At 70.7% G+C, this 20,358-nt stretch carries 21 protein-coding genes and 1 pseudogene; 12 read left to right on the plus strand and 10 right to left on the minus strand.

Going from position 1 to position 20,358, the window contains the following annotated elements; translation table 11 throughout:
- Positions 1 to 301 precede the first annotated feature (301 nt).
- Entirely contained in the window at positions 302 to 1,633 is a 1,332-nt protein-coding gene (locus R9X44_RS35765; protein ID WP_413774953.1) for a CRISPR-associated endonuclease Cas3'', read from the plus strand.
- A gap of 966 nt (positions 1,634 to 2,599) precedes the next feature.
- On the opposite strand, the gene R9X44_RS16790 is transcribed toward R9X44_RS35765, so the two are convergent.
- A complete protein-coding gene (locus R9X44_RS16790; protein WP_319815107.1) occupies positions 2,600 to 3,232 on the minus strand; it encodes a TetR/AcrR family transcriptional regulator in 633 nt (210 codons plus the stop codon).
- Positions 3,233 to 3,404: 172 nt separating this feature from the next.
- Here R9X44_RS16790 and R9X44_RS16795 point away from each other — a divergent pair, with 172 nt between their 5' ends.
- Entirely contained in the window at positions 3,405 to 3,833 is a 429-nt protein-coding gene (locus tag R9X44_RS16795; protein ID WP_319815108.1) for a hypothetical protein, read from the plus strand.
- A gap of 165 nt (positions 3,834 to 3,998) precedes the next feature.
- Here R9X44_RS16795 and rpsR read toward each other — a convergent pair.
- Together rpsR and R9X44_RS16805 are read right to left on the minus strand one after the other, a co-directional pair.
- Positions 3,999 to 4,115: pseudogene (gene rpsR, locus R9X44_RS16800) on the minus strand (30S ribosomal protein S18); the annotation flags it as partial.
- Entirely contained in the window at positions 4,111 to 5,277 is a 1,167-nt protein-coding gene (locus R9X44_RS16805; protein ID WP_319815109.1) for a CobW family GTP-binding protein, read from the minus strand. The gene R9X44_RS16805 and the pseudogene rpsR, both read right to left, overlap by 5 nt.
- A gap of 71 nt (positions 5,278 to 5,348) precedes the next feature.
- On the opposite strand from R9X44_RS16805, the gene rpmG reads away from it, so the two are divergent.
- Genes rpmG through rpmF form a run of 5 tightly spaced genes read left to right on the plus strand, consistent with a single transcriptional unit; the run spans position 5,349 to position 6,475 of the window.
- On the plus strand, positions 5,349 to 5,513 hold the full coding sequence (gene rpmG / locus R9X44_RS16810) for a 50S ribosomal protein L33 (RefSeq protein WP_319815110.1): 165 nt from the start codon (positions 5,349 to 5,351) through the stop codon (positions 5,511 to 5,513).
- On the plus strand, positions 5,514 to 5,762 hold the full coding sequence (locus tag R9X44_RS16815) for a type B 50S ribosomal protein L31 (protein WP_319815111.1): 249 nt from the start codon (positions 5,514 to 5,516) through the stop codon (positions 5,760 to 5,762).
- On the plus strand, positions 5,759 to 5,995 hold the full coding sequence (gene rpmB, locus R9X44_RS16820; RefSeq protein WP_319815112.1) for a 50S ribosomal protein L28: 237 nt from the start codon (positions 5,759 to 5,761) through the stop codon (positions 5,993 to 5,995). The genes R9X44_RS16815 and rpmB overlap by 4 nt, the downstream gene beginning before the upstream one ends.
- Complete coding sequence (gene rpsN, locus R9X44_RS16825; protein ID WP_319815113.1) at positions 5,995 to 6,300, plus strand: 30S ribosomal protein S14; 306 nt, start codon at positions 5,995 to 5,997, stop codon at positions 6,298 to 6,300. Before rpmB ends, rpsN begins: the two co-directional genes overlap by 1 nt.
- Positions 6,301 to 6,310: 10 nt before the next feature.
- Positions 6,311 to 6,475 (plus strand): 50S ribosomal protein L32, encoded by a 165-nt coding sequence (rpmF, locus tag R9X44_RS16830; protein WP_319815114.1) that lies wholly within the window; start codon positions 6,311 to 6,313, stop codon positions 6,473 to 6,475.
- A 188-nt stretch (positions 6,476 to 6,663) separates the two neighbouring features.
- Here the strand turns inward: rpmF and R9X44_RS16835 are convergent, their stop codons facing one another.
- Both R9X44_RS16835 and R9X44_RS16840 read right to left on the minus strand, forming a co-directional pair.
- Positions 6,664 to 7,782: a HAMP domain-containing sensor histidine kinase gene (locus tag R9X44_RS16835; RefSeq protein ID WP_319815115.1), complete on the minus strand. Its 1,119-nt coding sequence runs from the start codon at positions 7,780 to 7,782 to the stop codon at positions 6,664 to 6,666.
- Entirely contained in the window at positions 7,775 to 8,455 is a 681-nt protein-coding gene (locus R9X44_RS16840; RefSeq protein ID WP_319815116.1) for a response regulator transcription factor, read from the minus strand. Before R9X44_RS16840 ends, R9X44_RS16835 begins: the two co-directional genes overlap by 8 nt.
- 86 nt (positions 8,456 to 8,541) lie before the next feature.
- Between R9X44_RS16840 and R9X44_RS16845 the strand changes: the two genes are divergently transcribed.
- Positions 8,542 to 9,606, plus strand: a complete 1,065-nt coding sequence (locus R9X44_RS16845; protein ID WP_319815117.1) for an endonuclease/exonuclease/phosphatase family protein — start codon at positions 8,542 to 8,544, stop codon at positions 9,604 to 9,606.
- A 67-nt stretch (positions 9,607 to 9,673) separates the two neighbouring features.
- Here the strand turns inward: R9X44_RS16845 and R9X44_RS16850 are convergent, their stop codons facing one another.
- Genes R9X44_RS16850 through R9X44_RS16870 form a run of 5 tightly spaced genes read right to left on the minus strand, consistent with a single transcriptional unit; the run spans position 9,674 to position 14,902 of the window.
- The gene (locus tag R9X44_RS16850; RefSeq protein ID WP_319815118.1) at positions 9,674 to 10,525 is read right to left on the minus strand and encodes an LLM class F420-dependent oxidoreductase; all 852 of its coding nucleotides are present in this window, start codon (positions 10,523 to 10,525) and stop codon (positions 9,674 to 9,676) included.
- A complete protein-coding gene (locus tag R9X44_RS16855) occupies positions 10,522 to 11,232 on the minus strand; it encodes an SDR family oxidoreductase (RefSeq protein WP_319815119.1) in 711 nt (236 codons plus the stop codon). Before R9X44_RS16855 ends, R9X44_RS16850 begins: the two co-directional genes overlap by 4 nt.
- Entirely contained in the window at positions 11,229 to 12,047 is an 819-nt protein-coding gene (locus tag R9X44_RS16860) for an enoyl-CoA hydratase-related protein (protein WP_319815120.1), read from the minus strand. Before R9X44_RS16860 ends, R9X44_RS16855 begins: the two co-directional genes overlap by 4 nt.
- Positions 12,048 to 12,077: 30 nt before the next feature.
- The gene (locus tag R9X44_RS16865) at positions 12,078 to 13,256 is read right to left on the minus strand and encodes a MaoC family dehydratase N-terminal domain-containing protein (protein ID WP_319815121.1); all 1,179 of its coding nucleotides are present in this window, start codon (positions 13,254 to 13,256) and stop codon (positions 12,078 to 12,080) included.
- Positions 13,253 to 14,902 carry a class I adenylate-forming enzyme family protein gene (locus R9X44_RS16870; protein WP_319815122.1) on the minus strand — a complete coding sequence of 550 codons (1,650 nt, stop codon included), beginning with the start codon at positions 14,900 to 14,902 and terminating at the stop codon, positions 13,253 to 13,255. The genes R9X44_RS16865 and R9X44_RS16870 overlap by 4 nt, the downstream gene beginning before the upstream one ends.
- 105 nt (positions 14,903 to 15,007) lie before the next feature.
- On the opposite strand from R9X44_RS16870, the gene R9X44_RS16875 reads away from it, so the two are divergent.
- From R9X44_RS16875 to R9X44_RS16890, 4 genes are all read left to right on the plus strand, one after another.
- Complete coding sequence (locus R9X44_RS16875) at positions 15,008 to 15,988, plus strand: MDR family oxidoreductase (RefSeq protein ID WP_319815123.1); 981 nt, start codon at positions 15,008 to 15,010, stop codon at positions 15,986 to 15,988.
- Positions 15,989 to 16,118: 130 nt separating this feature from the next.
- Complete coding sequence (locus tag R9X44_RS16880; RefSeq protein WP_319815124.1) at positions 16,119 to 17,867, plus strand: hydantoinase B/oxoprolinase family protein; 1,749 nt, start codon at positions 16,119 to 16,121, stop codon at positions 17,865 to 17,867.
- Positions 17,864 to 19,909, plus strand: coding sequence for a hydantoinase/oxoprolinase family protein (locus R9X44_RS16885; RefSeq protein WP_319815125.1), 2,046 nt, complete (start codon positions 17,864 to 17,866; stop codon positions 19,907 to 19,909). Before R9X44_RS16880 ends, R9X44_RS16885 begins: the two co-directional genes overlap by 4 nt.
- A complete protein-coding gene (locus R9X44_RS16890; protein WP_319815126.1) occupies positions 19,906 to 20,352 on the plus strand; it encodes a VOC family protein in 447 nt (148 codons plus the stop codon). Before R9X44_RS16885 ends, R9X44_RS16890 begins: the two co-directional genes overlap by 4 nt.
- Positions 20,353 to 20,358 lie beyond the last annotated feature (6 nt).

The following is a 20,358-nucleotide window of genomic DNA, read 5'->3' on the forward strand; positions in this document are numbered from 1 at the left end:
GACATCGAAGGCGAGCCCGCCAACGACGCACCGGCTGGCGACGGCCAGCCGATCGTGGTGCGCTACCTGGGCCCTGGACGCTCCCCGGAACCCATCAGCGCCCGAGAGGTGAGATCTGGCACCCGCTATCACGGGTCTGATCGCCTTCGCCGAAGACCCGGAGCGGGCGCTGACCGTGAGCGCCGTCCGCCGCGTTCTGCCCAAGCCGTCCGCTCACGGGCTGCCCTTCCTGGACAACCTGGCACGACTCGCCGAACGTCTCACCATCACCACCCTCCTCATCGGCCAAGACGAAGCCGTAGTGCTGTTGTCCAGCCGAGGTGGTGGTCTCCAAGGTGACGACGGAGAACTCGACTCCTCCGCCCACTCCTCCGGGCCGGTTGGTCTCGATACTCACCAGCAGCAGGTCGCGGCCCGAACCGCCTTCTTCGCCGACGCTCTCCGGCTGCCCCAGGATTGGAAAAGAGCCGTCGTCCTGGCTGCCGCCTGGCATGACGAGGGAAAACGCGACCCGCGCTTCCAGGCGATGCTTCACCGACGTCCCCTCCGCGCCTTGAGCCCCAAGGCTCCGGTGTTGGCGAAGTCCGGCATGGACCCCGCTGATCGGGCCGCGTTTCGCCGTGCCCGCATCATGGCCCGATACCCCAGCGGGATGCGACACGAGGCCCTGTCCGCGCGCATCGCCGATGCCCTTTGCCGCGATGCTGACCCGCTGACCCTCCACCTCATCGCCTCCCACCACGGCAGGGGTCGCCCCCCGCTGCCGCCGGGCAGCGACCCCGACCCTCAGCGGTTCACCGTCACGATCGGCGGAGCTTCCGCGGAGTTGAGCACCGACGAAACCGTCGACCTGGATGCCCCTGGTCGTTTCACTGATCTCAATGCCGCCTACGGTCGGTGGAACCTGGCCCTGCTGGAGGCCATAGTCCGCCTCGCCGAGCACGCCGAAGGAGACGTCTTGGCGGTCGTCGGCGACCCGACGGGCACCGCCCTGGTCCCGACCCATCGCCAGGCGCCTGCCGCCGTCGCCGCGGTGCGCGCCGACCTGGACCGGCTCGGCCCGCTCCTCGGGATCGACGTGCACGCGGGCGTCGCGGCGGCATCCGTGGCCGAGATCGCCGATGCGGCGACGCAGAGCGCCGAGGTCGCGGAGATCGCCGTCACGACGCGCCGCCCGCCAGCTCGGCTCCCGGCACGCGTGCCGCCACCCCGACGACGGCGATGTGGTTCTCGTCGGTCATGTCCGTCTCCTCGTCCGGCGGGAGCGGGCGGCCCGCCCGCGGTTGGCGCGTTCGCGTGCCTCGTCCTGGGGGCCCGTCCCCTCCTCGCCGGTACAACCTCGTGTGCAACTTCCAGGAGGCGCCGAGCACGGAGCAGACACGCATCTACGCGATGCCGACCGGTCGAGCCTCGCCGGCATCAGGCGGGCGCCTGTTCCTGTTCAGAAAGCCAAGATCGAGCCGTGACGTCGGCACCTTGGCAAAGACCAGCCCCGGCAGACCAGGACCACCGCCGGCGAACACCTTGCCAACCCTCCCCGGCGCCCGCCCAGCCCACTCCTCCGCCCGCTACGGTGGAGCACATGCCGCACCGCAAGCAGTCAGTATCTCAAAACCATAACGCACCCCTTTAAGCCCAGGTCACGAAGGGTTCTCTCCGCGCAGGCGGAGGTGGCCCGAGGTGAGCCTACGGGCTCACCTCTTCGCAATCGTTCTCTCCGCGCAGGCGGAGGTGGCCCTTCTTGAGGCGACCGGGGAGCTTGGCGTCATGCGTTCTCTCCGCGCAGGCGGAGGTGGCCCGGCGCGCCGCGCGGGTCCCTGGAGGGTTTCAGTGTTCTCTCCGCGCAGGCGGAGGTGGCCCGCCAGCGCCGAGCAGGCGCGCCTCGCCGCGATCGTTCTCTCCGCGCAGGCGGAGGTGGCCCGCGGCTGCCGACGCGGGAGGCGGCGAAGCTGCTGTTCTCTCCGCGCAGGCGGAGGTGGTTTCCGACAGGGCGCTGTGTGACGTTCTGAGCAGGTTCCCCGCGGAGGCGGGGATTGTGCGTGAGCGATGGTCGTGGTGTTGGTCAGGATGGGTCCGCGCCTCGCGGGTCGGGGGTTGCCTGCTGTAGGGGCACCGGTCGAATTTGGCTAGGTCGCTTGGCCCGTGCACCCAGCGGGGTTACCCGGTAGGCGTTCAAGCGTCGTGAGTGGGTTAGCTGCGGGTTAGGGTTGCTCGGCTGTGGCGGCCAGCTGCCATGCGCGATCAGCGTAGGCGACTACCGAGTTGCGCGGTCGCCTGTGCGCGTCCATTTCGATGTCGAGTGCCACCCGTTCGGCGGCCGGGTCGCCACGCCTTGCCCGACTGGGATGAACCGTTCGCGAACTGGATTAGGGCACCGGCGTCGCGTTCGCACGGGTGGGCTGCTTTGCGGGGCAAGAGATACATAAACCTGGCTTATGCCTCCGAACCGTGCGTGGTTCAGGAATCGGACCGGGCGCGGTCTGAAGGGGGTGAGACAGTGGGAGAGGCTGACGACCGCGGCAATGCAGTAGCCGAAGGACGCGCACAGGCGGAGGTATCGAATCTTCGCCTCTTCAATTAGCCCCAGGTCGCGAAGGGTTTAGGTTGGTTGGTGGTTGGTTGGTGGGGGTTGAGTTATGTTGTGATTTGTGGCTTGGAGGGCTTTTAGTAGGTGTTTATGGCGGGTTTGGGGGGTGGCGGGGGTCTTGGTGACTTCGGTGTTGGTGAACAGTGCTGTGGAGAGGGCTTGGCCCCAGAGGATTCGGTAGGCGCTGTCCGCTGCTTCTGGGGTGGCATCGAACCGGTCGATCAGCAGGGCGGTGAACTCGCGTGCGGCTTTGCGGGTGCTGGCGGTGCCGCGTTGACGGAGGTTGGGGTCGTCGGAGCCGCTGAGCATGAATGCTTGGAAGATCAGCCGGTTTTCGGGGAACACGGTCAAGAACACGTCGATCATCCGCCCCAGCAGGATGTCGCGGTCGGGGATGTCCCAGACCGCGGCGGTGCGCGACAGCCAGGTGTCCTCGATCTGGGCCAGGAACCGGTCCTGGGCGGCGACGAGGAGGTTCCGACGGTCGCCGAACCGGTGGTAGATCGAGCCGTTGGACACCCCTGAGAGTTCGCTGACCGCCGCGATCGTCAGTCCTGCGGGACCCTGACTGCCCAGGATCTCGAGCGCCGCGTCGAGGACCTTCGCCGCCGAGTCCTGGCTGCGGGCCTGCTGGGGCTGCCGCATGCCTTCTTGCTGATCCGCCACTGTGCCTCCCCGTGCCCTGTCGTCGCCGTGTACTTTCCCTCCAACGGCGTCCGCCTGGCGGGTGATCTCTACCTGCCCGACCACTCCGCCGGTCCGGTGTCAGGGGTGGTGATGGCCGCGGGATTCGGCGGCGTCAGGTCACGCCCTTGCCGTGGCCGCCTCTGACGCCAGGGTTCGCTCGACCGTCGTCCTGGTACCCTTCGCCGGCCTGGACACCTCCGACCTCGGCCCGGAGATCCTCGGCCCGGAGATCCTCGGCCCGGAGATCCTCGGCCCGGAGATCCTCGGCATGTTCGAAGACGCCGCCCTGCGCCAGGCAGCCGGGCAGCCACCCGAGATGATCGCCGGCACGGGCAAGCCCGGTGACCACGCCGTCATGACCACCGTCCACGCCATCCTCGCCACCGACGACGCCATCACGCCCGCATCAACCGCCCGCCGAGCCCTCAGCCCCATCGAACACCTCGACATCGTTGAGATCCCCCAGACGCACTTCGAGCTCTTCACCGTCCACCTGCCGGAGACGGTCGACCTCACCACCCGCTGGTTCACCGACGACCTCACCTCCCCACAGCGGTAGCCAAGACCGCTCCGCCACATCGGCGGCCCGCGACGGGTTCCCGACCGGCGCACGCTCGGCCGTTTCCGCCCGGAGGCCCGTCACCCCGGCGGCGGGTGAGCGCCGCCGGGGAGCGGGCCGCCGGTAGCCGGACGGAGGAACCGGTCGGGTGCGATGGGCGGGGGGTCAGCGGGCGGAGATGCGGTTGCCGTAGGGGAGCAGGGCCATTTCGCGGGCGTTCTTGACGGCGGTGGCGATCTGCTTCTGCTGCTGGACGGTGACGCCGGTGACGCGGCGGTCACGCGGGTGGCTCATACGGTCTCCTGAGGTCGAGGAAGGCGGTGAAGGGGTCGTCGTCGGGTTCGGGGGATTCGCCGGGGCCGAGCAGGCAGGCGTCCAGGAGGCGATGGATGCGGACGCGGTCGAGGTCGGGGCCGGTGAACACGAGGTGCTGCACGCGGTCGCCGTGCTCGATGCACCAGTCGAGGTCGGCGGCCAGGGTGCGTGCGGGGGGCAGCTCGTTCCACGCGTCGGAGGGCAGCGCGGCGAGCCAGGCGCCGGCGTCCGCGATGCCGACGACTCCGGCGATCGCGTCCCAGGCGATCATGCGGTCGGGGCGGTTGGCGAGCCAGAACCGGCCGCGGCTGCGGACGGTCTCGGACGCGAGGGCGTCGGCGGCGTCGAAGAACCGGGCGGGGTGCAGGGGGCGGCGAGCGCGCCAGACGATGGTGTCGACGGCGTCGGTATGGGTGTCGCAGGGGAGCAGCGCCGTGGCGGGGTCGACGCGGAGGGCAAGTTCGCGGGTGCACAGGGCGGGGCCGGTGACGCGGGGCAGCGGGTCGGCGGTGGCGCTGACGGGCGTGGCGGGCGCCAGGTGGGAGAGGATCTCCCGACACAGGTCGAGGTCTTCTTCTGGCACCCCGGGCAGGGGAGCGGGCATGAGCTCGGGCAGCACCAGGCCGGTGGCGTACTCGATCTGCCGGGCCAGGACCTCCGCCACATAGCGGGGGTCGCCCGCGGACCCGGCCTTGCCCGCTTCCGTCAGCAGGTCGCCGCGGCACAGGTCCGAAGGCGTGTGCTCGGCGTCCAGCGCGGTGAGCACGCCGGTGAGCCGGAACCGGTCGACGGACTCCTCGGCGTGCCCGAGCGCGTCGGCGACCATGCGGGGTTCCACGCAGTCCCACAGATCGACGACCAGCAGGGACGCGGTGACGGCGTATCGCAGGAGTTGAGGGATCAGGTCCTCGCGGACGGTGCATGAGACGCAGCCGTGCGCCAGGTCGATCTCGGTGTGCTCGACGACGCGCCGGGAGTCGCGCACGACGCGCACGATCCGGCCCGCGGTGATGCCGCGCAGGTCGTGGTGCAGGGCGACTGCGTTCGCGTGCTCGCGCAACAGCCGGTCGACGACGGCGGCCCGTGCGGGCCCGTGCATCCCGGCCACAAGAACGACGGGGACGGTCATGGCGTAACCTCACTTGCAATGATAACCGTTTTCATTACTATGGCATGGCCCGAGACCGGAAAGGACACAAGGTGGCACGGAACGAACTACGCCCCCTGATCAAGTTGAGGTCGACCGCGGGGACCGGCCACACCTACGTGACCCGTAAGAACCGCAGGAACACCCCCGACCGCCTCGTGCTGCGCAAGTACGACCCGGTCGTTCGCAAGCACGTGATCTACCGAGAGGACCGCTAGATGAAGCCCGGGATCCACCCGGAGTACCGGCCCGTCGTGTTCCGCGACGCGTCGGCCGACTACGCCTTCCTGACCCGCTCGACGGCGACGAGTGACAAGACGATCGTGTGGGAGGACGGCAACACCTATCCCGTCATCGACGTGGACGTCTCCTCGGCGAGCCACCCCTTCTACACCGGTCGCAGCCGCACCCTGGACGCCGCGGGAAGGGTCGAGCGCTTCCGGCAGCGCTACGGAGCCGCCAAGTGAGCGCGATCTGCATGCTCACCGGAGCCAAGCCGCAGTTCGGCAAGCGGATCTCGCACTCCCACCGCCGCACCGCCCGCCGGTTCGACCCGAACATCCAGACCAAGCGGTACTTCCTGCCGAGCGAGAACCGCACGGTGAAGCTGAAGCTGTCGACGCGCGGCATGAAGACCGTCGACAAGATCGGCGTCGAGGCGGCCGTCCGCCGTATCCGCGCCCGGGGGGAGAAGGTCTGATGGCGAAGAAGAGCAAGATCGCCGCCGACGCGCGCCGTCGCGAGGTCGTCGCCCGGCACGCCGTCCGCCGGGCGGAGTTGAAGCGGCTCATCTCCAGTCCGCGCACGTCGCCGGAGATCAAGGCCGAGGCCGTGCGGGAGCTGAATCGTCAGCCGCGTGACGCGAGTGCGACCCGGCTGCGCAACCGCGACGCCGTGGACGGCCGCCCCCGCGGCCATCTGCGCCGCTTCGGCCTGTCCCGCGTCCGCTTCCGGGAGATGGCCCACCGCGGCGAACTGCCCGGCATCACCAAGTCAAGCTGGTAAGGAGCCCACCGTGGCCGTGCCCAAACGCAAGAAGTCCCGCAGCAACACCCGCACCCGCCGGGCACAGTGGACGGCAGACCGTCCGGCCCTCACCCCGGTGACGGTCGACGGCGAGCGGATCCAGGTCCCGCGCCGCCTCATGCGCGCCTACCAGCGAGGTCTCTTGGCCCGCTGACCGAACCGCGCCCCGGCCCGGGTTCCCTCACGCGCCGAGGGAACCCGAGCCTCTTCTACCGGGGAAACTTCCGTGGCACGACGCACCGCGATGCGTGGGCCGTGCTAGTGGACTTCCGTGCGGGCGCGGGTAAGCGGTGCTGTCGTGGAGTTGAGCCTGGGTTCGGTAGGGCAGCTCACGTGCGATTTCTAACTAGGAGAAACCCCGCGGGTCGATCCCTGGTGTGAGCTGTTGGCGTGTGGGCTTGCTGTGGGTAGTTCGACGGTGATGTGGAGGCCGCCGGTGGGGCGGGGGGTGAGGGTGAGGGTGCCGGTGTGGGCCTCGGTGATGGATTTGGCGATGGTCAGGCCGAGGCCGAGGCCGGTGGTGTGGAGGCGGGTGGTGGCGCGTTGGAAGGGTTCGGTGAGGGTTGCGGCCAGGGGTGGGGGGATTGGGGCGCCGGTGTTCTCGATGGTGAGGATCGCTGTTTCGGGGTGGGTGGTGGTGGTGATCCAGATGGCGCCTTGGGTGGGGAGGTTGTGGGTGATGGCGTTTTGGATGAGGTTGGTGGTCAGTTGGAGGAGGAGGGTGGGGGAGCCGGTGGTGGGGGTGACCTCGCCGGAGGTGGTGATGGTGATGCCGCGTTTTTCCGCCAGGGGGAGGAGTGTTTCGGTGGCTTCTTCGGCGAGGAGGGAGAGGTCTACGCGTTCGCGGGTGAAGGAGCGTTGGTCGGCGCGGCTGAGCAGGAGCAGGGCCTCGGTGAGGTCGATCGCGCGGGTGTTGACGGTGTGGAGGCGGTCGAGGAGTTCGTCGGTGTTGTGGGTCGGGTCGTTGCGGGCCACGTCGAGCAGGGCCTTGGAGATCGCGAGGGGGGTGCGCAGTTCGTGGGACGCGTTCGCCGCGAACCGCCGCTGTTCGGCGACGTGGGCTTCGAGCCGGGCGAGCATGCCGTCGAAGACGTCGGCGAGCTCGCGGAACTCGTCGCTGCGGCCAGGGAGCCGGATGCGGTGGGAGAGCGACCCGTGCGTGGCAAGGCGGGTGGCGTCCGCGATGCGGGACAGCGGGGCGAGCATCCGGCCGGCGAGCAGCCACCCGCCCGCGAGGCCGAAGACCAGCAGGACGAGCAGCACCGCGCCCGCGGCCGACGCGAAGTCGTGCAGGAGGGTCGAGCGGACGAGCACGCCCCCCGGGACGCTCGTGTAGTCGGGCAGGTGACGCAGGATGAAGATCCACACGGCGGCGAGCAGCAGCGCGCCCGCGAGCATGAGGAATCCGGCGTAGCTGAGGGTCAGTTTGAGCCGGACGCTCAGCCCGGGTGCCCTATCCACGTTCCGCGTCCGGCCGCGTGTCGACGCGGTAGCCGACGCCCGGCACCGTGGCGATGATCCACGGTTCGCCAAGACGCTTGCGCAGCGCCGAGACGGTGATGCGCACGGCGTTGGTGAACGGGTCGGCGTTCTCGTCCCACGCCCGCTCGAGCAGCTCCTCGGCGCTGACGACACCGCCCTCGGCGGCGATGAGGACCTCGAGCACGGCGAACTGCTTCCGGGTCAGCGCGACATAGCGCCCGTCCCGGTAGACCTCCCTGCGGAACGGGTCGAGCCGCAGGCCGGCGAGCTCCCGGGTGGGCGGCCTGTGGTGTGCGCGCCTGCGGTCGAGCGCCCTGAGCCTGAGCGCGAGCTCCCTGAGTTCGAACGGCTTGGTCAGGTAGTCGTCCGCGCCGAGCTCGAACCCCGCGGCCTTGTCGTCGAGACGGTCGGCCGCGGTGAGCATCAGGATGGGCATCCCGCTGCCGGAGGCGATGACGCGCCTGGCGATCTCGTCACCCGACGGCCCGGGGATGTCGCGGTCGAGGACGGCGATGTCGTAGGCGTTGACGCACAGCAGTTCCCACGCGGTGTCGCCGTCGCCCGCTACGTCGGACGCGATCGCCTCGAGCCGCAGGCCGGCGCGGATGGCCTCCGCGAGAAGTGGTTCGTCCTCGACGATCAGCACACGCATACGTCGATGCTACGAGCCGTTACATATCGCCCGCGTATCGGAAATCCCATACGCCCTGGCGACCTCACGTCGGTTTGACTGTCCGGATGCCTCAACCACCGGCCCCGACGCGAGACGCGTCCCGCAAGATCCACCGGCCTCCCGGCGTCGGCCGCGCCCGCCGGGCCGTCCTCGCCGCCTCCCGGCCGGAGCCCTGGCGGCGCGGCCCGGTGCCGACCGCGCTGGCGCTGCTGCTCGGCCTGCTCATGCTGGCGCACGCGCAGATCCCGAACCGCCCGTGGAACCTCGGCAGCCTCGTGGAGACCTTCCTCCCCTGGCTCGGCCTCGGTATTCCGGTGCTGCTGGCCGGGTCGCTGTGGCGTCGTTCCGCCTCTGCGGTGGTCGCGCTGCTCCTGCCGCTCGTGGTGTGGACGTGCCTGTTCGGCGGGCTGCTCGTCGACAAGTCCCACCCGGACGCCGACCTCACCGTGGCCACCCACAACGTCGGCGCGGCCAATCCCGACCCCGTCGGCACCGCCCGCGCCCTTGCCGCGTTCGGAGCCGACCTCCTGGCCCTGGAGGAACTGACCCCCCAAACGACGGACACCTACAGGAAAGAGCTGGGAAGCACATATCCGCACCACGCGGTCCTGGGCACGGTCGGCCTGTGGAGCAAACTCCCGCTGTCCGACACCCAGCCGATCGACATCATGAACTATGGCCCACTGAAAACCTCCCTCCCACCCGACAGGAACTCACTCGAAACCCGAGCCCTGCGCACGACCGTGACCACAGAAAACGGCACGCTGACGGTATTCGTCGCCCACCTCGGGTCCGTGCGGCTGACCCCCAAATCAGGCTTCTGGACGGGCTCCAGGAACATCGGCGTAGAGGCCCTGGGAAAGGCCATCGCCGCAGAACAGAACGACCGCGTGATCCTCCTGGGCGACCTCAACGGCACCACCGATGACCGCGCCCTCGCCCCGATCACCTCCCAAATGCGCCCCGCCCAGAAAACAGCCGGTCAGGGATTCGGCTTCACCTGGCCGGCCGCCTTCCCCGTGGTGCGCGCCGACGAAATCCTCACCCGCACCCTGACCCTGACGACCTCGCGAACCCTCCCCGCCACCCCCAGCGACCACCTCCCCATCGCAGCCACAATCACCTGGTAACGCCCAACAACCGCGCCCCGCTCATAAAGGTCAGCACAACCCCGAGCTTCGACAACCCGGCGGTGCGTCAGGCGGGGTCGGTCGTGAGAAGGCCCTCGGTTCTGGCGGGCTGGAGGATCTCCTCGGCGAAGGAGCGGATCGAGGTCAGCGCGTCGGTGCTGCGCCGCCAGGGGACGACGATGACGCGGTCGGCCCCGGCGGCCTCGTAGGCGCGCAGGTCTTCGACAGTTCGGATGTGCGCGCCGGTAACGATCGTGACGTCCTCGCCGAGCCGGGCGCGCTTGGCGGCGATGTCGGCGGGCGAGTGGCGCATGCCGATCCAGCCGTCGCCGAGCCGGGCCGCGCGGGACAGCGCCGCGTTCGAGACGCCGCCGATGAGGATCGGGACCCGGCCCTGCGGGGGTTTGGGCAGGAAATGGACGGGATCGAACGCGTAGAACTCGCCCTTGTGGCTGACGGGATCGTCGGTCCACAGCTTCCGGCAGACGGCGATGTTCTCGTCCACGCGCCGTCCCCGGGAGGCGAAGTCGACGCCGACGGCGGCGTACTCGGCCCTCGACCAGCCGGCGCCGACGCCGAAGTCGACGCGTCCGCCGGAGATGACGTCGAGGGTCTGCACGGCCCGGGCGGCGACGAAGGGATGTCTGAGCGAGAGGTTGTAGACGTAGGTGCCGAGCCTGATCCGCGACGTGACCTGCGCGAGCGTGGCCATCCACAGGAGGGCGTCGTAGGTGGGGATGCGCGGGTCGACGGGCGGGTGGTCGTCGTCCTCGTAGGGGGAGGCGCCGCCGAAGTCGGCGGGCCAGATCAGGTGCTCGGGGAACCAGAGCCCGTCGTAGCCGAGGTCGTCGGCGAGCCGGGCGACGTCCGCCTGCAGGTCGTAGCGGACCAGCATGCTGAGGCCGACGGAGATCGTCATGTCGTCCATCCTTCGGGGGTGCGGTGCCAGCCGGCGGCGGCGTGGTTGCCGCCGTCGACGTGGATCGTGCTTCCGGTGACGAAGCCGGACAGGCGTCCGGCGAGGTAGACGACGGCCCCCGCGGTGTCGTCCACATGGCCTTTGCGGCCGAGCGGGCTCGTGGCGTGGGGCAGGTCGCCGACGCCCGGCGTGGGGGTGACGTCGACCGCGATGTTGTTGACGCGGACCGGCGCGAGCTCGAGGGCGAGGCTCTTGGCGAGGTTCGCCACGCCTGCCTTCGCCGCGGCGTACACCGCGAACCCGGGTGCGGCGCGGTGCGCCTCGATGCTCGTGACGTTGATGACCGAGGGGAGTTCGGCGGCGCGCAGGGCGGGCAGGAACGCGCGCGTGGTCCACACGACCTGCAGGAGGTTGCTGCGGACCAGGGCCTCGTCGCCCTTGGGCGAGAGGTCCTCGAACGGGGACCAGAAGGTGCCGCCCGCGTTGTTGACCAGGATGTCGACCCTCGGGAGTTCCCCGGCGATCGCGGTCACGGCCTCGACGTCGCGCACGTCGACCAGATGGGTGGAGCCCGGCGCGCGGTCAAGGCCGATCACCTTGGCCCCGAAGGATTCGAGGGCGTCGACGCAGGCCCTGCCGATGCCCTGGGACGAGCCGGTGACGACCGCGGTCAGCCCGTCGAGACGCAGGTCGGACGGTGTGATCATCGGCCGGTCCAGCGCGGCTGGCGCTTCTCGGCGAACGCGCGCGGCCCCTCCCTCGCGTCCTCGGTCGCGAAGATCTCCTTCGAGATCCGCGACTCGTTCCGGTACGCCTCGCGCAGGTCCATGCCGAGCCCCTGGAGCGCGCTGCGCTTGGTGGCCCGCACCGCGAGCGGCGCGTTCCTGGTGATCCGGGCCGCGTAGTCGAACGCCTCGTCCAGCAGCGCCTCTTCGGGGACCACCTTGTTGACCAGGCCCATGGCCAGGGCGCGCGCGGCGTCGACCTGGTCGGCGCACAGCAGGAACTCCATGGCCTGCGCGAACGGCAGCTGACGGGGGAGCCGTACCGTCGTGCCGCCGCCCGCGAACAGCCCCCGGGCCGGTTCCAGGACGCCGAAGGTGGCGTGTTCGCTGGCGACCCGGATGTCGACGCCGCCGAGCAGCTCCATCCCGCCCGCGACGCAGGGCCCGTTGATTGCGGCGATGATCGGCTTGTACAGCTTCGAGTTGCGCAGCACGGCGTCGGTGCCGTCCGAGAGCGAGTAGCCGTTGACCGTGCTCACGTCGCCCGCTTCGATGCGCTTGGCGAGGGCGGTGATCTCCGGCACGTAGGTCTTGAGGTCCGCGCCCGCCATGAACGCGCGGCCGACCCCGGTGATGATCGCGACCCAGGCGTCGTCGTCGGCGGCGAACCGCTTCCACGCGTTCGCGAGCTGGTGGAAGTGCTCGAGGTCGCAGGCGTTTTTGGCCTCCGGCCGGTCGAGGGTGATGAGCACGACGTGGTCGACGCCATGGGCGTTCGGTTCGTAGTGGACGGGCATGTGTTTCCTCAGTTCTGTCGTGCGGAGGCGTCAGGACAGGGGAAGTTTGACGGAGACGGTTCCCGTCGCCAGGACCTTCTCGTTCTGGTCGGCGACGAGCACCGCCACGTCGGCGACGTGCACCCTGCGGCGTTCCTCGCGGACGCCCGTCACCACCCCGGACAGGAAGCTCGCGTCCCCGGTCAGCGCGGGGGCGCGGTAGGTGATGTCGGCGTGGGTGATCTCGCCCCACTCGCCAGCCCAGGCCGCGGTGTAGTCGAGGACCCATGCGCCCATCGACGCGCCGTAGCCGTAGCCCCTCGGCATGCCGACCTGCCTGGCCCATCGGGGCTGGAGATGTCCTCGGGAGGGTCCGTAATATGCGCCGTCGGTGAGTTCGGGGTTGGTGCGCTGTAGGTCGCGGTCGCCCTCGCGGCCCGCCATGTCGGCGGTGTAGCCGAGCTCGGATCCGGATACGGAGGTCGGGCCCTTGGCCATCGCGCCCCAGGTCGTCATGGGGTAGGCACGCCACTCGGTGGTGAAGCTGGCCAGGCTGTGCGGGCCGAGCACGTTCGGCGCGAGGACGTCGCCCGCCTTGACGTCGCCGAGCAGCCGCCTGTCGTGGCCGAGCCGCTGGATCTGGTCGATGAACCCCGCCTTGATCTCGTCAAGCTTCGCCAGCTCGGCGTCGGTCCACTCGGGCTCGGCGGCGTCGTCGTAGAGCTTCTTCTTCATCGCCTCGCCGACCTGGTAGCGGATCGCGGTGCAGCGCTGGAGCGCGACCCGCTGGCCGCGCTGGTTGAGGTAGAGGGTGTCGCCCCGCTGGAAGCAGGTCGGCCCGGCGAAGGAGGTCTCGGCGACCTTGTAGTCGTAGGGCATGCGGTGGCAGAGCAGCTTGTCGCCGGGTTCGACGCGCGCCTCGAAGAACCACCACTCGTCGCCGCCGAAGACGAGGTGGGAGCCGGGGATTCGGCCGACCTGGGCGGGCGCACAGCCGTGGCTGGTGTCGGTGGCCACCGTGAACGACTGCGGCGCGACGATCCTGCCGAAGCGGCTCTCGGCCGCCCACGCCGCGTCGTAGTGCAGCGGGTTCGGGTAGTGCATGGCCTGTGCCCACCGGCGGATGTCCCCGACGGTGACGGGCTCCCTCAGCTCACCCGGCATGATCGGCACCCCCATGTGCCGGGCGAGGTCGGACACGTCCAACGTCGGGGTCTGTTCGGTGGTCATGGGCTCTCCTGAGCTGTGAGGCGGGCATAGAGGAGCGGGTACAGGGCCTCGTCGACGACCTTCGTGCCGCCGGCCGTCATCGGGATCTCGCCGGGGGCGAAGAAGAACACCTTCTTGGGCACCTTGTAGGAGGCGAGCCGCCCCCTCAGGAAGGCGGTGACCTCGGCGGGGTCGGGCGCGACGCCGTCGGCCATCTCCAGGCAGAGCACGGGGATCTGCTCGAGCCGCTCGTCGGGCAGCGCGAGCACCCGCGCCACCCGGACGCCGGGATGGGCGCGCAGCTGGGTCTCGATCTCGGCGGGGGCCACGTTCGCCCCGCCCGTCTTGATCATCTCGGTGCGGCGGCCCGACCAGTGGACCTGCTCGTCCGCGTCGACGGAGCCCGTGTCGCCGGTGCGGAACCAGCCGTCGGCGTCGAAGCACTCGGCGGGCTCCTTCCCGAGGTAACGCAGCATGAGCGTCGCGCCCTTGACCGCGAGTTCGCCCACCTCGCCGGTCGGCAGGACCTCGCCGGTGACGGGGTCGACCACCCGCAGGCTCTGGCCCGGCATCAGCCGGCCGAGGCTGCCGCGCAGCGTCTCACGCGAACTGTCCGACGGGTGCGCGCAGACGAACGCGCAGGTCTCCGACATGCCCCAGCCGACCGGCATCTGCCAGGCGGGGTCGCCGGTCACGGTGGGGTGCCGGGAGAAGACCGACTTGCCGTACACGCACCGCAAACTCGACAGGTCGGTGGTCGGCCAGTCGGGATGCTCGGCCATCGCCCTCGCCTGGTGCGGGAGCGTGTAGGGCTCGGTCGCCCGCTCCCTTGCCATCAGGCCGAGCGCCACGCCCGCGTCGAAGCCCTCCTGCATGATCCAGCAGCCTCCGGCGGCGAGCGTCGCGCCCATCGCGGTGTTCATCCCGGCCGTCCAGAACATCGGGAGCGCCGTCCACATCCGGGTGCCGGGGTGTCGGCCGAAGAGCCGCGCCTGGATCCAGAACTGCAGGACGGGGGCCCGGTGGCGGTGCAGCATTCCCTTGGCCGAGGCTGTGGTGCCCGAGCTGAACAGCACGAGCCCGGGATCGTCCGGGCCGACCGACGCGGCCGCGTCGTCTACGACGTGGTCGGGGATTTCCGCGCCGTCGGCGAGGAAGGCGTCCCAGCTGGTCGAGCCGGACCGCGCGTCGTCAGGTCCGAGGACGACGACGCGCCGCGGCGCGGGGTCGAGCGCGGCGACGTCCGCGCTGAGGTCCCGCCCGCCCATCCGGCCCTGCATGAGCAGGGTCTCCACCTCGGCGAGCGCGAGCATCTGCCCGAGCTCCCGCCGGGTGGCGAAGGTCGACAGCGGGACCGCGACGGCCCCCGCCAGCGCCGTCCCGAAGAGCGCGGCGACGGCCTCGGGGCGGTTGGCCATGAGGATCGCGACCCGTGCGCCGGGCCTGACCCCCGTCCGCAGCAGACCGCGCGCCACGGCGCGCGCCCGCCCGGCGAGTTCGGTGTAGGTCCACCGCACGGTCGCCCCGTTGAGCAGCGGATCGTCGAAGACGAGGGCCTCGCGCGCGCCGTGGCGTTCGGCCACGTCGGTGAGGAAACCGCCGAGCGTCATCGGCAGCCGGGCGAGCTGGAGCGTCTCCAGCGCGGGACCGTGCAGTTCGGAGGGCATACCGGTCACCTCCATCCCGGGCGAAGGGGTGGGCGGGGCTATTGTGCCATTATTAAAAAGATAAGAACATAGCGGGACCGCAAGGCCCCGGGAGGAGAGAGCGCCATGAGCGTCCACCCCGCGATCGTCCTGACCGGCAAGGGTCCCGCCGAGCGCGTCGACCTCACCGACGCCGACCTGCCGGACGGCGAGGTCACCATCGACGTCCGCTACAGCTCCCTCAACTACAAGGACGGGCTCGCGGTCTCCGGCAGGGGGAAGATCGCCCGGTCGCTGCCGATGACCTGCGGGATCGACCTCGCCGGGACCGTGTCCGCCTCGGCCGACCCGGCCTTCGCGCCGGGACAGGAGGTCCTCGTCACCGGGTGGGGGCTGTCGGAGACCAGGCCCGGCGGATACACGACCCGGCAGCGGGTGCCGTCCCGGATGGTCACCGCGAAGCCCTCGGGGATGACGCTGCGCCAGACGATGGCCGTCGGGACGGCGGGGCTGACCGCGATGCTGTGCGTGCTCGCCCTGGAGGACGCGGGGCTGCGCCCGGACGGCGGCGAGGTCCTCGTCACCGGCGCGGGCGGCGGCGTGGGCGGCGTCGCGGTGCTGCTGCTGTCCGGGCTCGGATACCGGGTGGCCGCCTCGACGGGCCGGCCGGAGCTCCACGACTACCTGCGCGGACTCGGCGCGACGACGCTCGTCGACCGGGCTGACCTGGCGACGGCGGGCCGTCCGCTGGACAAGGAGCGCTGGGCGGGCGCGATCGACGGGGTGGGCGGCCAGACCCTGGCGACGGTTCTCGCCCAGACCGGGTACGGAGGCTCGGTCGCGGCGTGCGGACTCGTCGGCGGCAACGACCTGCCCGCGACGGTGCTGCCCTTCATCCTGCGCGGGGTCTCCCTGCTCGGGATCGACTCGGTGAGGTGCCCGGCCGACCGCCGCGACCGCGCCTGGCACCGGCTCGGCGCCGACCTTCCGCTCTCCCGTCTCGACTCCCTCACCACGGTCGAACCCCTCTCCGACATCCACGCCCTGGCCGACCGGATCCTCGCCGGACGGACCCTGGGCCGCGTCGTGATCGATGTCCACGCCTGACGGATCTGCCACTCTGGCGAGCCGGTAAGAAGTATGTCAAGCTTGATCTATACCGAGGGGAAAATGTCATTACCCGAATTTGCTAACCGCGCTATCAGCGTGGTCGGCTCCGCTACCCGGAGGCCCGCACATGACCGTCCAGGTCAGCAGCCCGGTTGACGTGGTCACCGCCACGGTGATCCGCTCCGCGATGGAGACCATCTGCTTCGAGATGGCCACCTACGTGTCCCGCACGGCGACCACGCCGATCCTCAACCAGTCGAACGAGCGGAACGCGACGATCCTCGACGCCACGGGCAGGCTGGCCGCCCTGTCGGTGGGCATCCCGCAGTTCATGCTGTCCTCGACCCTGCCCGTCAGGTTCGCCGCCGACTTCTTCGCCGGCGACCTGCACCCCGGCGACGTCCTCATCGCCAACGACCCATACCACGGGGGCGGGCACCTGCCCGACGTCAACGTGTTCGCCCCGGTCTTCGACGCCGAGGGGACGCTCGTGCTGTTCGCCTCGATCCAGTGCCACCACGGGGACACCGGCGGCGCGATGGCCGGCGGCTACAACGTGTTCGCCAAGGACATCTGGAGCGAGGGCGTCCGCTATCCGGTGCTGAAACTCGTGGACCGTGGCGTCGAGCGCAAGGACGTCGTGCTGATGATGCGCGCCAACAACCGGCTGCCCGGCTTCATCGGCGACCTCCGGTCGCAGGTCGGCGCGGCCCAGCTCGGCGCGCGGCGGCTGACCGAGATCATCGAGGACTACGGCGCGGGCACCGTCCGCGCGGCGGTGGAGTGGTCGATCGGCGACGCGACCCGGCGCTTCTCCGCCGAGATCGCGGCATGGCCGGACGGCGTGTACGAGGCCGACGTCTACGTCGACTCCGACCCGGCCGGCAACACCGACATCCACGTGCACGTGGCGATCACCGTCGAGGGCGACAGGCTGATCATCGACTTCGAGGGGTCCGACACCCGGCCGCACATCACCGCGTGGTCGACCTTCGGCAACACCCGGGGCAACGTGATCGCGCAGCTGGCCAGCCTCGTCGATCCCTCGATCCCCAAGAACGAGGGGTTCTTCCACTGCATCGACCTGCGCGTCCCGCCGGGCTGCTGCCTCAACCCGCCCGAGGGCAAACCGGTCTCCAGCGGAACCCACCATCCGGGGGTCGAGGTCGGCGACGCGATCGCGCTCGCGATGAGCCAGATCATCCCCGACCGGTGCTGCCCGCAGAGCTACAAGTTCGGCAGCCCCCGCCAGATGTGGGGGGACGCCGACCCCAGGACGGGCGTCGCCTTCTTCGACCACGGCGGCGAGGTCAGCGCGGGCTGGGTGAGCGCCGCCAAGGGCACCGACGGCTGGGGCGCGCTGAGCGCGTCGAACGGCAACCTGATCAAGGCGAGCGCCGAGATCAACGAGCAGCTGTTCCCGCACATCCTGCGCGGCCGCAACTACCTCACCGACTCCGGCGGACCAGGCCGCTGGCGCGGCGGATGCGGCTCCCACTTCGTCAAGGAGGTGCGCACCCCCACGCGCGTCAACCAGTACATCGTCAACCAGCGGCACACCCATCCGGGCATCGCGGGCGGCCACGACGGCACGCCCGACCGGTGCACGGTCGGGACCGTCGAGGTCTCCCCGGCGGTCTCCGGGGTGTTGCTGCAGACCGGCGAGCGGCTCGACTACCGGTTCGGCGGCGGGGGCGGCTGGGGTGATCCGCTGCTGCGGGACCCGCAGGCCGTGCTCGACGACGTCTGGGACGAATACGTGTCCGTCGAGGGGGCCCGGCGCGACTACGGCGTCGTCATCACCGGCTCGCTGGCGGAGATGACCCTCGCCCTCGACCTCGAGGCGACCGAGCAGGAACGGAAGGCCCGCAGGTGACCACCTACCGGATCGGCATCGACGTCGGCGGCACGTTCACCGACTGTGTCCTGAAGCGTCCCGACGGCAGCCTTCTGCTCGAGAAGGCCCCGACGACCCCGCTCGATCAGAGCGACGGCGTCATGGCGGGCCTCGAACAGCTGGCGGCCGCCGAGGACATGAGCCTGCGCGACCTGCTCACCGGCACCCTGACGATCGTCCACGGCACGACGACGGGCGACAACACGATGATCCAGATGACCGGCGCGCCGACCGGGCTGCTGGTCACCCGTGGCTTCCGCGACGAGATCGAGTTCCGGCGCTGCTACAAGGAGGACATCTGGGATCCGACCCTTCCGGCTCCCGAGCCGATCGCCCGGCGTCGGGTCAGGCTGGAGATAGACGAGCGGATGACCGCCGAGGGCGAGATCGACACCCCGCTTGACGAGGAGGGGGTCCGCAAGGCCGTCGCCAGGCTCCGTGCCTTCGGCGTGACCTCGATCGCTGTCGCCTTCCTGCACTCCTATCTCAACCCGCGGCACGAGCGCCGCGCCCGCGAGCTGATCCTTGCGGAGTACCCCGACGTCGAGATGGTCTCGCTGTCGCACGAGGTGCATCCCAAACCGCCGGAGTTCGAGCGGACGTCCACCACCTTGGTGAACGCCTATGTGGGCCCCCCGATCGCCCGCTACCTGCGCCGGCTGACCGAGCGGCTCGCCGACAACGGCTACGCGCACGAACTGCTCGTCGCGACCTCGGCGGGGGGCGTCGCGACCGCCGACGCCGCGGCGCGGCGGGCCGTGGCCACGCTCGGCTCGGGACCGACCGGCGGGGTCAGCGCCGCCGCCCGGCACGCGGCGGCCGCCGGGCTCGGCGACGTGGTCAGCGTCGACATGGGCGGCACAAGCTACGACCTGTGCCTCATCCGCGACGGCCGGCCCGACGTCAAGATGGACTGGAACTGGTTCCAGCGCTACTGCGTCGGCATCCCGATGGTCGACATCCCCTCGGTCGGCGCGGGCGGTGGCTCGATCATCTGGCAGGAGCAGGGGGTCCTGCACGTCGGGCCGCAGTCCGCGCAGAGCACGCCGGGTCCCGTCTGCTACGGGCGCGGCGGCCTCGAGCCGACCATCACCGACGCCGACCTCGTGCTCGGCCGCCTCGACCCCGCCGGTTTCCACGGCGGCCGGATGGAACTCGACGTCGCCGGGGCCCGCGCCGCGCTCGCCGACCTGGGCGGCCGCGTGGGCCTTGACGCCGAGCAGGTCGCGACCGCCGCCGTCCGCCTCGTCGACGCGCACATGACCGACGCCATCCGCCGCGTGCTCTCCCTGGCCGGCGCCGACCCGCGCCGCTTCGACCTCGTGGCGTTCGGCGGCATGGGCGGCGTCCACGCCGCCACCCAGGCCCGCGCGCTGGGGATGAAACGGGTCCTCATCCCGCGCGCCGCAGCGGGCTTCTCCGCGCTCGGGCTCCTCGCCGCCGACCACGTCATCGACGGCTCGCGCGGCTACCTCAGCCCGACCGCGCAGGCCGACCGTGGGCATCTCGCGGAGCTGGCCGCCGACCTCGAGGGCTCGGCCCGCGCGGAACTGCGGATCGCCAACGTCCCCGACGAGCGCGTCAGGCTGGAATGGTCGCTGCTCCTCGTCTATCCCGGTCAGACCTTCGACACCTCGATCCCCGTCGCCGACCCGTGCGAAGTCGAGGCGGCCGTCGCGGAGTTCCACCGGCGCAACGCCGAGGCGAGGCTGATCGAGGCGCGCGCCCAGGAACCCCTGCTGCGGGGGATAAGGCTCACCGCCGTCGGCGAGGTGGACCGGCCCGCCGACCCCGAACTGCCGGAATCCGGCGTCGTCGGGCCCGTGGGGCACCGCCGCATCTGGGCGGGGGAGCGGTGGCACGACCGTGTGCCCGTCTATGCCATGGAGTCCCTTATGTCAGGGTTCGTCATTGACGGTCCTGCCGCGATCGGCGGCACGTTCACGACGGTGATCCTCGCGCCCGGCGACCGCGCGCGGCCGACGCCGACGGGAGATCTGCTGATCGAGGTGGCCGGGTGATCCAGGTCCACCACGTCGGGCTCTGCCCGGCCGACGTCGCGGAGTCGCTGCGGTTCTACGTCGAGGGGATCGGGCTCACCGTGCTGTTCGACGTGGTCCTGCCCGTCGATCTCGAACCGCTGCTCGGCACGGTCACCGACCGGCCGCGCACGATCTTCCTCGGCGACGAGAGCGATCCCGACCGTGGCGTGCTCGAACTCCTCGACCTGGGGACTGACGCCGTCGCGGGGGAGGAACCGGCGCGGGGCCTGCCGCACCGGGGGGCCTTTCTCGTCTCCTTCCAGGTCCCGGTCCGCGCCACGCTCGACCGGCTCGCGGCGCTCGGCCTCGGCGGCACGCCGCGCGTCATGCCCACGCCGTCGGGCGGGATCGTCGCGACTGTCGTCGACCCGGACGGGGTCATGGTCGAGCTGATGGACGGTCCCGTGACGATCGGAGGCTGAGCGCGG

Origin of the sequence: Actinocorallia sp. A-T 12471, assembly GCF_033875155.1 — a bacterium.
Lineage (GTDB): Bacteria > Actinomycetota > Actinomycetes > Streptosporangiales > Streptosporangiaceae > Actinocorallia.

Bases quoted from the DNA above. Each gene is read 5' to 3' on its own strand.
- R9X44_RS16790 (WP_319815107.1), bottom strand. From the start codon at position 3,232: ATGCGGCAGCCCCAGCAGGCCCGCAGCCAGGACTCGGCGGCGAAGGTC.
- R9X44_RS16805 (WP_319815109.1), bottom strand. From the start codon at position 5,277: ATGACCGTCCCCGTCGTTCTTGTGGCCGGGATGCACGGGCCCGCACGG.
- R9X44_RS16815 (WP_319815111.1), top strand. From the start codon at position 5,514: ATGAAGCCCGGGATCCACCCGGAGTACCGGCCCGTCGTGTTCCGCGAC.
- rpsN (WP_319815113.1), top strand. From the start codon at position 5,995: ATGGCGAAGAAGAGCAAGATCGCCGCCGACGCGCGCCGTCGCGAGGTC.
- R9X44_RS16840 (WP_319815116.1), bottom strand. From the start codon at position 8,455: ATGCGTGTGCTGATCGTCGAGGACGAACCACTTCTCGCGGAGGCCATC.
- R9X44_RS16845 (WP_319815117.1), top strand. From the start codon at position 8,542: ATGCCTCAACCACCGGCCCCGACGCGAGACGCGTCCCGCAAGATCCAC.
- R9X44_RS16850 (WP_319815118.1), bottom strand. From the start codon at position 10,525: ATGACGATCTCCGTCGGCCTCAGCATGCTGGTCCGCTACGACCTGCAG.
- R9X44_RS16855 (WP_319815119.1), bottom strand. From the start codon at position 11,232: ATGATCACACCGTCCGACCTGCGTCTCGACGGGCTGACCGCGGTCGTC.
- R9X44_RS16860 (WP_319815120.1), bottom strand. From the start codon at position 12,047: ATGCCCGTCCACTACGAACCGAACGCCCATGGCGTCGACCACGTCGTG.
- R9X44_RS16865 (WP_319815121.1), bottom strand. From the start codon at position 13,256: ATGACCACCGAACAGACCCCGACGTTGGACGTGTCCGACCTCGCCCGG.
- R9X44_RS16870 (WP_319815122.1), bottom strand. From the start codon at position 14,902: ATGCCCTCCGAACTGCACGGTCCCGCGCTGGAGACGCTCCAGCTCGCC.
- R9X44_RS16875 (WP_319815123.1), top strand. From the start codon at position 15,008: ATGAGCGTCCACCCCGCGATCGTCCTGACCGGCAAGGGTCCCGCCGAG.
- R9X44_RS16880 (WP_319815124.1), top strand. From the start codon at position 16,119: ATGACCGTCCAGGTCAGCAGCCCGGTTGACGTGGTCACCGCCACGGTG.